The organism is Streptomyces polyrhachis, assembly GCF_042663125.1.
GTDB lineage: Bacteria > Actinomycetota > Actinomycetes > Streptomycetales > Streptomycetaceae > Streptomyces > Streptomyces polyrhachii.
In genome coordinates, this window is record NZ_JBHSZO010000027.1 from 48,874 (window position 1) to 61,967 (window position 13,094).

Sequence of the window (13,094 nt, forward strand, 5' to 3'; positions counted from 1 at the left end):
TGGTGGGTGCGCTGGTGGCTCCGGGGCTGTTCAGGGGCGGATCGGGGCGGGCTGCTCAGGGGGCGTGCCGGTCGCGGGCGCCGAGGCCCTCGTCGTCGACGTCCGTCCACAGCGAGCGGTCGTAGGGCTGGTCCGGTATCCGGATCACGTCGCGCGACTCCGGCCGCGCGGCGGGCGTGCCGGCGTGCAGCAGCGCGAGGCTCTCGCGCAGATGCCCGCAGTCGGTGCGCACGCGGCGCATCTCCAGCGTCTCGCGGCCCACCGCCTGCTCCAGGCGGCCGATGGCGCGGGCCAGCTCGTCCAGGCAGCGCTGGGCCGCGGTCAGTTCTGCGTGCAGGGACTTGCGTGGGGACATGGCCCTCACCTCTCCGCGACGGTGCGGCGCTGACCTTGGAGAGTGTCGCGCGTCACACTCGCGCTTGGGAAGGGATCTGCACGGATCCGCCCGGGCGTACGGGTGCACCGGGCCCCGGGGGCCGCTCTGTCCGTACGCCGTCGGGGCCGCCGCCGCCGGGCCGCGCGGCGGTGGTACGTAAACCCCACCTGCGTATAGCCGCACGACTGGCCCGGACGGGTTGAATCGCGCGGCGGGCGCGCCGTGTCGCGCGCGCAAGGGCGTGCCACTCACCTTCAGTGGTCGGGCGTCGACCGATGTGATGAGCGTCAAAAGAGCCCAAAAGAGGGCATCGCGGAGGTAATGGTCATGTCCCGTCCCCAGTCGCCCCGGACCGCCCGCAGCACGCGCCCCCACCGGGCCGCGCGCTACTCCGCCGCCCTGCTCGCCGCCGGGCTGCTCCTGCCCGTGACCGGTTGCAGCGACGGAGCCGGTGCCCCGCTCCGGGCCGCGGGGGACGTCTCCCCGGCGGAGCGGCTGCACCTGCGCTCCGGCGGGACCGTGCGCTGGGCGGTCGACGCGCCCCCGCAGACCTTCAACGTCTTCCAGGCGGACGCCGACGAGGCCGCCGAGCGCATCGCGGGTGCCGTACTCCCCTCCCTCTTCACCCTCGACGAGCGTGGCCGGCCCCAGGCCAACCCCGACTACCTGCTCTCCGCCGAGGTCGTCGAGCGCTCCCCCAAGCAGACCGTGGTCTACCGGCTCAACCCCCGCGCCCGCTGGAGCGACGGCGAGCCGGTCTCGGTGGAGGACTTCCAGGCCCAGTGGCACGCCCTCAACGGCAAGGACGCCGCGTACTGGACGGCCCGCAACGCCGGCTACGAGCGCATCGAGTCCGTCTCGCCGGGCGGGAAGCCGGGCGAGGTCCGGGTCGTCTTCTCCCAGCGGTACGCGGACTGGGAGTCCCTCTTCACCCCGCTCTACCCGCAGCGCACGATGAGCAGCCCGGAGGCGTTCAACACCCGGTCGCGGACCCGGCTGGAGGTGTCCGCGGGGCCCTTCGCGGTCAAGCAGCGGCTCGCGGACGCCAAGGCGTCCGGGAAGGGCGGGGCGGGCAAGGGCGGCGCCGGGTCGGTGACGCTCGTACGCAACGACGCCTGGTGGGGGAAGCCGGCGCTGCTGGACCGGCTCGTCTTCACCGCTGTGCCGCAGGCCGAGCGCGAGGCCGCGCTGCGGGCCGGGACGGTGGAGATCGCCGAGGTCGGGCGGGACTTCGCGATCGAGGCGCGGCGGGCGGACGCCAAGAACGCGGGGCGGAAGAACGCCGAGGGGAAGAACGCCGAGGGGAAGAACCCCGGGGGCGCGGACGCCGGCGACGGGGACGGCGACGGCAAGGCGCCGGGTGGTGCGGTGCACGGGCAGGCCGGGTACGGGCAGGGGCGGGCCGGGGCGCCCAACCAGCGGGTGGACGAGGTGCAGGTCAGCGTCGAGCAGATGCGGCGGGCCGCGGAGGAGTCCTCGGAGGACTCCGATTCCGGCTCTGACTCTGACTCCGACTCCGGTTCCGACTCCGCCAAGAACTCCGGCAGGACGTCCGCCAAGAAGCTCGACCCCGCTACCGCGTACACCCTCCACCGCGCGCTGGAGCCGGCCTACACCCAGCTCGCGCTCAACGGCAGCTCGGGTCCGCTCGCCGACGAGCAGGTGCGCCGGGCCGTCGCGCGGGCCGTCGACCGCGCCTCGATCGCACGCGGCGTGCTCGATCCGCTGGGGCTGCCCGGCGCGCCGCTGGGCAGCCATCTGCTGATGTCCGCCCAGGACGGCTACGCCGACCGCAGCGCGGCCCTCGGGCGGCAGGACGTGCAGGCCGCGCAGGCGCTGATCGCCGAGGCCGGCTTCACGGGCGGGCCGGAGGGCGGCCCGGGCGGGGACGACGCGAAGCCGGGGCGGCGGGCCGAGGCGCCGCCGTCCGCGCTGCCGATCTCCGTGCGGCCCGCGCTCGGCGTGCAGTACGGGGCGCTGGCCGCGCAGGCCCGCCTCGCGGCGGTCGCCGCCGAGAACGGGACGGACAGCGAGGAGTACACCGAGGCCAGGAAGCGGGCGCGGGCGAAGGTCGCGAAGCTGGTACGGGACAGCTCGCCGCTGGCCCACGCCGCCGCGCATCCGGTGCGGCGGCCGTTCGTGAAGGACGGCAAGCCGCTGACGCTGCGGTTCGTCGTACCCGGTGGCGCCGAGGGCGCGCCGCAGCGGGACGTCGCCGCGCGGATCGTACGGATGCTGGACGCGGTGGGGGTGCGGACCACGGTGGTGGAGGCCGACGGCGAGAGCTACCTGCGCGACTACGTCGCCTCCGGTGACTACGACCTGGCGCTGTACTCCTGGCCGGGGACGGCCTACCCGGCCACGGACGCCCGGCCGATCTACGCCAAGCCGGTGCCCGCGGCGGACGGGTCGCTCGTGGTGGAGCGGAACTACACGCGCGTCGGCACGGACGAGATCGACCGGCTGTTCGCGGCCGCCGGGGCGGAACTGGACTCCCAGCGGGAGCATGAGCTGCTGGCCAAGGCCGACGCACGGATCTGGGCCGCGGCGGGGTCGGTGCCGCTGTACCAGCGGCCGGAGCTGGTGGCGGTGCGCAAGGGCCTGCACAACGCGGGGGCGTTCGGGTTCGCCACGCCCCGCTACCAGGACATCGGCTACCGGCGCTGAGGCCGCGCGGGGGGCCGCCGCGGCGCAGGTGTGACATTCCCGGTGTGCCCCTACCGCCCCCGTCGGGCGGCGGAGGGCGGCGGGGTTCGTAGAATGGGTGTGGCCGTGGCTTGTCCTGCCCGGCGAGGGTGAGGCGTCGCCGGTCGGTTGTGGCGCGTCCGCCGCCTTTTACGATCCGGGAGAAGCGCCGCACGCATGGCTGTCACTCAGCGCCACGATATCCGCAATGTCGCCATCGTCGCCCACGTCGACCACGGCAAGACGACCCTGGTCGACGCGATGCTCAAGCAGGCGGGCGCCTTCGCGGCCCACCAGCTGGAGTCGGTCGACGACCGGGTGATGGACTCCAACGATCTGGAGCGCGAGAAGGGCATCACCATTCTCGCGAAGAACACCGCAGTCAAGTACCACCCCAAGGACGGCGGCGACGTCGTCACGATCAACATCATCGACACCCCCGGCCACGCCGACTTCGGCGGTGAGGTCGAGCGCGGTCTGTCGATGGTGGACGCGGTGGTGCTGCTGGTCGACGCCTCCGAGGGGCCGCTGCCGCAGACCCGCTTCGTGCTGCGCAAGGCGCTGCAGGCGCGGATGCCCGTCATCCTGTGCATCAACAAGACCGACCGGCCCGACTCGCGGATCGACGAGGTCGTCAACGAGACGTACGACCTCTTCCTCGACCTCGACGCCGACGAGGAGCAGATCGAGTTCCCCATCGTCTACGCGTGCGCGCGTGACGGTGTCGCCTCGCTGACCAAGCCGGCCGACGGCACCGTTCCGCAGGACTCCGACAGCCTGGCGCCGTTCTTCACGACCATCCTGGAGACGGTGCCCGCCCCCTCGTACGACGAGGACGCGCCGCTGCAGGCCCACGTGACGAACCTCGACGCCGACAACTTCCTCGGCCGTATCGCGCTGCTGCGCGTGGAGCAGGGCGAGCTGCGCAAGGGCCAGACCGTCACGTGGATCAAGCGCGACGGCACGATGCAGAACGTCCGCATCACCGAGCTGATGATGACCGAGGCGCTGACGCGCAAGCCGGCGGAGAAGGCCGGCCCCGGTGACATCTGCGCGGTGGCCGGCATCCCCGAGATCATGATCGGCGAGACCCTGGCCGACCCGGAGAACCCGATCGCGCTGCCGCTGATCACGGTCGACGAGCCGGCGATCTCCATGACCATCGGTACGAACACCTCGCCGCTGGTCGGCCGCGGCGGCACGGGCAAGGGCGCGGAGGCCAAGGCCGCCGTCAAGGACCGCAAGGTCACCGCCCGCCAGGTCAAGGACCGCCTCGACCGCGAGCTGGTCGGCAACGTCTCGCTGCGGGTGCTCGACACCGAGCGCCCCGACGCCTGGGAGGTGCAGGGCCGCGGTGAGCTGGCGCTGGCCATCCTGGTCGAGCAGATGCGCCGCGAGGGCTACGAGCTGACGGTGGGCAAGCCGCAGGTCGTCACCAAGGAGGTCGACGGCAAGACCTACGAGCCCGTCGAGCGCATGACCATCGACGTGCCCGAGGAGCACATGGGCGCCGTCACGCAGCTCATGGGCACCCGCAAGGGCCGGATGGACAACATGTCCAACCACGGCTCCGGCTGGGTGCGCATGGAGTTCGTGGTGCCCTCGCGCGGCCTCATCGGCTTCCGCACCGAGTTCCTGACGAACACCCGTGGTACGGGTATCGCGCACTCCATCCACGAGGGCCACGAGCCCTGGTTCGGGCCGCTGCAGACCCGCAACAACGGCTCCCTGGTGGCCGACCGCTCCGGTGCCGTCACGGCCTTCGCCATGACCAACCTCCAGGAGCGCGGCGTCCTGTTCACCGACCCCGGTACCGAGGTCTACGAGGGCATGATCGTCGGCGAGAACTCCCGCGCCGACGACATGGACGTCAACATCACCAAGGAGAAGAAGCTCACCAACATGCGGTCGTCCTCGGCCGACTCCTTCGAGGCGATCGTGCCCCCGCGCAAGCTGTCGCTGGAGCAGTCCCTGGAGTTCTGCCGCGACGACGAGTGCGTGGAGGTGACCCCGGAGGCCGTGCGTATCCGGAAGGTCAACCTCGACCAGCGTGAGCGCTCGCGCGCCGCCTCGCGCGCCAAGAACGGCTGAGGCATCGGCGGGCGGTAAGTCCGCTTCGGGTCGGTCCGGGTTCACCCGGACCGACCCTTTTTCGTTGCCCGGAGAGTGAATTCGGTGTCCGCTATCCGGACGGCTGGGCGTGATCCATCTCGCATTTGTCCGGCCGATTGTCCTGTTTTGGGCCTCATTCACTGGGCGATTCGGGGCAATGTGACGTGCGCGTCAGTGTTCGCTCGTGACTTCCGGGACGTACGTAGACAAGGATGTAGCCACTTCAGCTCGGGTCAACGGGTGATTTGTATGCCCGCGAGCTCAGGGGGCCGGCCGGACGGCTGCTGTCAGGGGTGTCAGCGCCGAAACGGAACCGCCCCGTCTCGTAGAAACAGTGGCTTCCTGAGGAGGAAACCCTCATGCGTGGTGCCAAGAGCGCCCAGTGGCTCGGTGCTGCCGTCGTCGTGGCGATGGCAGCGACCGCCTGCAGCAGCAGCGACGACTCCAGCAGCAGTTCCAGTGATGGCGGCAGCAAGATCGTCCGTGCGTCCTGGGCAGATCCGCAGAACCCGCTCGAGCCGGCCAACACCAACGAGGTGCAGGGCGGCAAGGTCCTCGAGATGATCTTCGAGGGGCTGAAGAAGTACGACGCCAAGACGGGCGAGGCCAAGGACGCGGTCGCCGAGTCGATCGAGTCCAAGGACCAGCAGACCTTCACCGTCAAGATCAAGGACGGCGGGAAGTTCTCCGACGGCACCAAGGTGACCGCCAAGTCCTTCGTGGACGCGTGGAACTACGGCGCGCTGCTCACCAACGCGCAGGCCAACGCGTACTTCTTCTCGGACATCGAGGGCTACGACGCGGTCCACCCGGCCGACGAGAACGCCAAGCCGACCGCCAAGACCATGTCCGGTCTGAAGGTCGTCGACGACACGACCTTCACGGTCAAGCTCACGGCGAAGAACTCCCTGTGGCCGGAGCGCCTGGGCTACAAGGCGTACTCCCCGCTGCCCGAGGCGTTCTTCAAGGACCACGCCGCCTACCTGAAGAAGCCCTTCGGCAACGGCCCGTACAAGGTCGACTCGTACACCAAGGGCACGGGCATGAAGCTGTCCGTGAACAAGGACTACTCCGGCGAGAACAAGGCGCAGAACGACGGCGTCGAGCTGAAGGTCTACACGGACAACAACACCGCGTACAACGACCTCCAGGCCGGCAACCTCGACCTGGTCGACGACATCCCCGCCGCCCAGCTGGGCAACGCGGAGTCCGACCTCGGCGGCCGCTTCATCAACCAGCCGGCCGGCATCATCCAGACCCTCTCCTTCCCGATGTACAAGGAGGAGTGGAAGGCCGAGGGCATGGACAAGGTCCGCAAGGGCCTGTCGATGGCGATCGACCGTAAGAGCATCACCAAGCAGATCTTCCAGGACTCCCGCACCCCGGCCACCGACCTGACCTCCCCCGTGCTGGGCGAGGCCGGCGGCTACCAGAAGGACCTCTGCGGCGACGCCTGCACCTACAACCCCTCCGAGGCCAAGAAGCTGATCGAGGAGGGTGGCGGCATCCCCGGCGGCAAGCTGACCATCAGCTCCAACGCCGACACCGGTTCGCACAAGGACTGGATCGACGCGGCCTGCAACAGCATCAACAAGACGCTCGGCTCCAACGTCTGCACCGCGAACATGGTCGGCACCTTCGGTGACTACCGCAACCAGGTCGTCGACGAGAAGATGAACGGCCTGTTCCGCACCGGCTGGCAGATGGACTACCCGAACATCGAGAACTTCATCGCCCCGCTGTACACCACCAACGGCTCCAGCAACGACGCCAAGTACAGCAGCGAGAAGGTCGACGCCGACGTCAAGAAGGCCTACGGCGAGTCGGACACCGACAAGGCCGTCGCCGACTTCAAGGACGCCGAGAAGCAGGTCCTCACGGACATGCCCGTCATCCCGCTGTGGTACCAGAACGGCACCGCCGGCTACTCGGACAAGGTCGACAACGTCGCGCTGAACTCGTTCAGCGAGCCGGTCTTCACCGAGATCACCGTCAAGTAACGCGCCATCCGCCGCAGGCGGTCGACGCCGGGTCCGGGGGCCCTGTGCCCCCGGACCCGGCCACGCCCATGCGTGCGGCGCTCTCCTGAGGAGGACCCATGGGGCGCTACGTCATACGACGCCTGCTCCAGATGGTGCCGGTCTTCATAGGCACCACCTTTCTGATATTCGCCATGGTGCACGTGCTCGGCGACCCCGTCGCGGCCATGTTCGGCGACCGCAAGCCCGACCCGGCGACGGCGGCGCAGATACGCCACCAGCTCGGACTCGACCAGAACGTCTTCGTCCAGTACGGCAACTACCTGCTGGACATCTTCCGCGGGGACTTCGGCACCGCCTTCAACGGCCAGCCGGTCTCCGAGCTCATGGCCGGCGCCTTCCCGGTGACGCTCAAGCTCACCCTGGTGGCGATAGCCTTCGAGGCCGCCATCGGTCTCGCGCTCGGCCTGATGAGCGGCCTGCGCCCGGGGAAGTTCGTCGACAACGCCTCCCTTGTCTTCACCCTGCTGCTGATCGCCATCCCGACCTTCGTCAGCGGATACGTGCTGCAGTACCTGCTCGGCGTGAAGTGGGGCGTCATCGACGTCTCCGTCTCCAGCGAGGTCCGCCTCAACGAGCTGATCATCCCCGGCCTCGTCGTCGCGGGTGTCTCCCTCGCCTACGTGACCCGCCTGACGCGCACCTCGGTAGCCGAGAACATGCGCACCGACTTCCTGCGCACGGCCGTCGCCAAGGGCCTGCCCCGCCGCCGCATCGTCGGCGTGCACCTGATGCGCAACTCGCTGATACCCGTGGTGACCTTCATCGGCGCCGACATCGGCCAGCTCATGGCCGGCGCGATCATCACCGAGAAGATCTTCAACATCCACGGTGTCGGCTTCCAGCTCTACAACGGCATCCTGCGCCAGAACGTCCAGACCGTGGTCGGCTTCGTCACCATCCTGGTGATCGTCTTCCTCCTCGCCAACCTGCTCGTGGACCTGCTCTACGCCGTGCTCGACCCGAGGATCCGCTATGCCTGACCTGCTTGAGAAGAAGGACACCCAGCAGGCCGAGAAGGCACCGCGGCAGACCGAGAAGGCCCGCAGCCTCTGGGGCGACGCCCGCGCCAGCCTGGTGCGCAACCCGGTCTTCCTGATATCCGGGCTGCTGATCCTGCTGCTGCTCGTCATCTCCGCGTGGCCGGGCCTGTTCACCTCGCTCAGCCCTTACGACTGCGACCTCGCCCGCTCCCGCCAGGGGTCCGGTCCTGGCCACCCCATGGGCTTCGACACCCAGGGCTGCGACGTCTACGCGCACACCGTCTACGGCGCCCGCGCGTCGATCATGGTCGGCTTCTTCACCACCCTCGGCGTCTTCCTGCTCGGCGGACTGCTGGGCATGCTCGCCGGCTACTTCGGAGGCTGGTGGGACACCGTCCTCTCGCGGCTCACCGACATCTTCTTCGGTATCCCGATCGTGCTCGGCGGCCTCGTGATCCTCTCCGTGATCAAGGCCGACTCCGTCTGGCCGGTGGTCGGGTTCATGGTCGCCTTCGGCTGGCCGCCGATCGCCCGCGTCGCCCGCGGCGCGGTGATCACCGTCAAGGCGCAGGACTACATCCAGGCCGCGAAGGCGCTCGGCGCCGGCAACGTCCGGATCATGCTGCGGCACGTGGTCCCCAACGCCGTCGCCCCGGTGATCGTCGTGTCGACCATCGCGCTCGGCACGTACATCTCGCTTGAGGCGACGCTGTCCATCCTCGGCGTGGGCCTCAAGCCCCCCACGGTCTCCTGGGGCCAGGACATCTCCAACGCCGCCCTTCAGTACCGCAACGCGCCGCACATGCTGATGTGGCCGGCGGGCGCGCTGAGCGTGACCGTCCTGGCGTTCATCATGCTCGGCGAAGCGGTACGCAACGCCCTCGACCCGAAGCAGCGTTGAGGGAGGAGCTGAACATGACTGACACCACCGCCACCACCGACAGCGCGGACGCCGCCGGCACGTCCGGTACGGTCCCGCTGCTCGAAGTCCGCGATCTGCACGTGGAGTTCAAGACCCGCGAGGGCCTGGTCAAGGCCGTCAACGGCGTCAACTACTCCGTCGACGCCGGCGAAACCCTCGCCGTGCTGGGCGAGTCCGGCTCGGGCAAGTCCGTGACCGCGCAGGCGATCATGGGCATCCTCGACATGCCGCCGGGGCGCATCCCGCAGGGCGAGATCCGCTACCGGGGCCAGGACATGCTCGCCATGTCCGGCGAGGAGCGGCGGCGGCTGCGCGGCTCGAAGATCGCGATGATCTTCCAGGACGCGCTGTCCTCGCTCAACCCCGTGCTCAGCGTCGGCTACCAGCTGGGCGAGATGTACCGCGTCCACCAGGGGCTGTCCAAGAAGGACGCCAAGGCCAGGGCCGTCGAGCTGATGGACCGGGTGAAGATCCCGGCGGCGAAGGAGCGGGTGGGGGACTACCCGCACCAGTTCTCCGGCGGTATGCGCCAGCGCATCATGATCGCGATGGCGCTCGCCCTGGAGCCCGACCTGATCATCGCGGACGAGCCGACCACCGCGCTGGACGTCACCGTCCAGGCCCAGGTCATGGACCTGCTCGCGGAGCTGCAGCGCGAGTCGCAGATGGGGCTCATCCTCATCACCCACGACCTCGGTGTGGTCGCGGACGTCGCCGACAAGATCGCGGTGATGTACGCCGGGCGCATCGTGGAGCAGGCGCCGGTCCACGAGATCTACGCCAAGCCCGCCCACCCGTACACCCGGGGTCTGCTCGACTCGATCCCGCGCCTGGACCAGAAGGGCCAGGAGCTGTACGCGATCAAGGGCCTGCCGCCCAACCTGCTGAACATCCCGGCCGGTTGCGCCTTCAACCCGCGCTGCGAGGCCGCGCGCGACATCTGCCGCGAGCAGGTGCCCGCGCTCACCGCCGTGGCCGAGGGCCGCAACAGCGCCTGCCACTTCGCCGAGGAGGTACTCCGTGGTTGACATCGTCAAGAAGGCCGTCACCCGGGCCGCGGAGCAGGAGGGCAGCGCCTCCCGGGGCGAGCCCATCCTCCAGGTCCGCGACCTGGTGAAGCACTTCCCCCTCACCCAGGGGATCCTCTTCAAGAAGCAGATCGGCGCGGTACGGGCCGTGGACGGCGTCTCCTTCGACCTGCACCGGGGCGAGACCCTGGGCATCGTCGGGGAGTCCGGCTGCGGCAAGTCCACCGTCGCCAAGCTGCTGATGCGCCTGGAGACGCCCACCGCGGGCCAGATCCTCTACAAGGGCGAGGACATCGCCAAGCTGTCGGGGCGGGCACTGAAGGCGGTGCGGCGCAACATCCAGATGGTGTTCCAGGACCCGTACACCTCGCTCAACCCGCGCATGACGGTCGGCGACATCATCGGCGAGACCTTCGACATCCACCCGGAGGTCGCGCCCAAGGGCTCGCGCGGTGCCAGGGTGCGCGAGCTGCTGGACGTGGTCGGGCTCAACCCCGAGTACCTCAACCGCTACCCGCACCAGTTCTCCGGCGGCCAGCGCCAGCGCATCGGCATCGCGCGCGGACTGGCGCTCAACCCGGAGATCATCATCTGCGACGAGCCCGTCTCGGCGCTGGACGTCTCGGTGCAGGCGCAGGTCGTCAACCTGATGGAGAAGCTGCAGGACGAGTTCGGCCTGTCGTACGTCTTCATCGCGCACGACCTGTCGATCGTGCGGCACATCTCCGACCGGGTCGGGGTCATGTACCTCGGCAAGATGGCGGAGATCGGCACCGACACGGAGATCTACGACCACCCCACCCACCCGTACACCCAGGCGCTGCTCTCCGCGGTGCCGGTGCCGGACCCCTCCTCGCGCGGGAAGCGCGAGCGGATCCTGCTCCAGGGCGACGTGCCCTCGCCGGCCAACCCGCCCTCGGGCTGCTCCTTCCGCACCCGCTGCTGGAAGGCGGTCGAGCGCTGCGCGCAGGAGGCGCCGCTGCTGGCGGTGCCGGCTCCCTTCGCCGGTACGGGCGAGGGCGCCGACCACCTCTCGGCGTGCCACTTCGCCGAGGAGAGGGACGTCGTCCACGCGGCTGCCTGAGCACCCTCCGCACCCGAAGACCCCGGCCCCCCTTCCCACAGGGGGGCCGGGGTCTTCGGCATTGCGCCGTTCGGGCATCCGGGCGGTTTGCGCACCCCTCCTGGGCGCACCTGGCGGCCGTGCGGATGCGGCGTGATCACGGATCGGTTCAGATGGGTCCTCGGGTGAGGATTCCGGCGACTGTGATGACGGAGGAGCTGCGATGCGGGGTGCCAGGCGTACCGCGTGTGTGGTGGGAGCCGCCGCGCTCGCCGTGGTGGCGAGCGGCTGCGGTACGGGCGACGGCGGCGGTGAGGCGGACCCCGGCGGCATCGTGCGCGCCTCCTGGAGCGACCCCCAGCGGCCCATCGAGCCCGGGAACACCAACGAGGTCCAGGGCGGCAAGGTCCTCAGCCTCATCACCCGCGGCCTGGTGCGCTACGACCCCAAAACCGCGCGCCCCGTCAACGCCCTCGCCGAGTCCGTCGAGACCGACGACAGCCGCGTCTGGCGCATCCGCATCAAGCCGGGACAGCGCTTCAGCGACGGCTCACCGGTGAGCGCCCGCTCCTTCACCGACGCCTGGAACTACACCGCGAACCTGAAGAACCAGCAGGTCAACGCCCCCTTCTTCCAGTACGTCGAGGGCTACGACGCCGTCCACCCCGCCGACGAGAGCGCCAAGCCGACCGCCGCGACCCTGTCCGGGCTGAAGGTCACCGGCACGCACAGCTTCGAGGTGCGCCTCAAGCAGCGCTACTCCACCTGGGCCGACGCGCTGGGCTACCCGGCCTTCGCGCCGCTGCCGCGGTCCTTCTTCACCGACCACGCCGGCTGGCTGCGCAAACCGGTCGGCAACGGCCCGTACAAGATCGCCTCCTACCGGCGCGGCAGGGCGATGGAGCTGGTCGCCGACCCGGCCTACCAGGGCAGCGACAAGGCCCGCAACGGCGGCGTCGAGCTGAAGGTCTACACCGACGCCAACACCGCCTACAGCGACCTGCTCGCCGGCAACCTCGACGTCGCCGACGACATCCCCGCCGCCCAACTCCCGCACGCTGAGCAGGACTTGCAGGGGCGCTTCACCTCCCGCCCGGCCGGGATCATCCAGACCGTCAGCTTCCCCTTCTACGACCGCGCCTGGCGCGGCGCCGACGCCGCCAAGGTGCGGCGCGGGATCTCCATGGCCATCGACCGCAAGGCCATCACCGAGCGGATCTTCCACAACACCCGCGTCCCGGCCGGCGACTGGACCTCCCCGGTCCTGGGCGCCCGGGGCGGCTACGACGCCTCGCTGTGCGGCGAGGTCTGCTCGTACGACCCCAAGCAGGCGCGCCGCCTGATCGAGGAGGGCGGCGGCCTGCCCGGCGGGCGGATCGTCCTGACCTCCAACGTCGACACCGGCTCCCACAAGGACTGGATGGAGGCGGTCTGCCACAGCCTCGACAAGGCCCTCGGCAGGGACAACTCCTGCGTGGTCAACCCGGTCGGCACCTTCGCCGACTTCCGCACCCAGGTCACCGACCGCAAGCTGAGCGGCCCCTTCCGCACCGGCTGGCAGATGGACTACCCGAGCATCGAGAACTTCCTCTCCAAGCTCTACTACACCGACGCCTCCTCCAACGACGGCGGCCACAGCAGCGAGGAGTTCGACCGGCTGATCGACCAGGCCAACGCGGCCACCACCAACGAGGAGGCCGTACGCCGCTTCAAGGCCGCGGAGAAGGTCCTCGCCCGCGACGTCCCGGCGATCCCGCTGTGGTACCAGAACGGCTCCGCCGGCTGGTCGCAGCGGGTGCACGGCGTGGCGCTGGACCCGTTCAGCGTGCCGGTCTACCAGGACGTCACGGTCACCAAGTAGTCCCCACCGGACGGGGCCGTGCGCC

General features: G+C 69.9%; 9 protein-coding genes. 8 read left to right on the forward strand and 1 reads right to left on the reverse strand.

Features of this window, described 5'->3' with window-relative positions:
• Positions 1–55: 55 nt before the first annotated feature.
• Positions 56–355 carry a hypothetical protein gene (locus tag ACFQLX_RS17725; protein ID WP_386416301.1) on the reverse strand — a complete coding sequence of 100 codons (300 nt, stop codon included), beginning with the start codon at positions 353–355 and terminating at the stop codon, positions 56–58.
• A 348-nt stretch (positions 356–703) separates the two neighbouring features.
• Between ACFQLX_RS17725 and ACFQLX_RS17730 the strand changes: the two genes are divergently transcribed.
• From ACFQLX_RS17730 to ACFQLX_RS17765, 8 genes are all read left to right on the forward strand, one after another.
• A complete protein-coding gene (locus ACFQLX_RS17730; protein WP_386416303.1) occupies positions 704–3,043 on the forward strand; it encodes an ABC transporter family substrate-binding protein in 2,340 nt (779 codons plus the stop codon).
• Positions 3,044–3,238: 195 nt separating this feature from the next.
• A complete protein-coding gene (gene typA, locus ACFQLX_RS17735; protein ID WP_386416305.1) occupies positions 3,239–5,152 on the forward strand; it encodes a translational GTPase TypA in 1,914 nt (637 codons plus the stop codon).
• A gap of 380 nt (positions 5,153–5,532) precedes the next feature.
• Positions 5,533–7,173: a peptide ABC transporter substrate-binding protein gene (locus ACFQLX_RS17740; RefSeq protein WP_386416308.1), complete on the forward strand. Its 1,641-nt coding sequence runs from the start codon at positions 5,533–5,535 to the stop codon at positions 7,171–7,173.
• Between the two features lie 98 nt (positions 7,174–7,271).
• Positions 7,272–8,195, forward strand: coding sequence for an ABC transporter permease (locus ACFQLX_RS17745; RefSeq protein WP_386416310.1), 924 nt, complete (start codon positions 7,272–7,274; stop codon positions 8,193–8,195).
• Positions 8,188–9,096, forward strand: a complete 909-nt coding sequence (locus ACFQLX_RS17750; protein ID WP_386416312.1) for an ABC transporter permease — start codon at positions 8,188–8,190, stop codon at positions 9,094–9,096. Before ACFQLX_RS17745 ends, ACFQLX_RS17750 begins: the two co-directional genes overlap by 8 nt.
• Before the next feature lie 14 nt (positions 9,097–9,110).
• The gene (locus ACFQLX_RS17755) at positions 9,111–10,145 is read left to right on the forward strand and encodes an ABC transporter ATP-binding protein (protein ID WP_386416315.1); all 1,035 of its coding nucleotides are present in this window, start codon (positions 9,111–9,113) and stop codon (positions 10,143–10,145) included.
• The gene (locus tag ACFQLX_RS17760; protein ID WP_386416317.1) at positions 10,138–11,229 is read left to right on the forward strand and encodes an ABC transporter ATP-binding protein; all 1,092 of its coding nucleotides are present in this window, start codon (positions 10,138–10,140) and stop codon (positions 11,227–11,229) included. Before ACFQLX_RS17755 ends, ACFQLX_RS17760 begins: the two co-directional genes overlap by 8 nt.
• 202 nt (positions 11,230–11,431) lie before the next feature.
• Complete coding sequence (locus tag ACFQLX_RS17765; protein WP_386416320.1) at positions 11,432–13,069, forward strand: peptide ABC transporter substrate-binding protein; 1,638 nt, start codon at positions 11,432–11,434, stop codon at positions 13,067–13,069.
• The last annotated feature ends 25 nt before the right edge of the window (positions 13,070–13,094 follow it).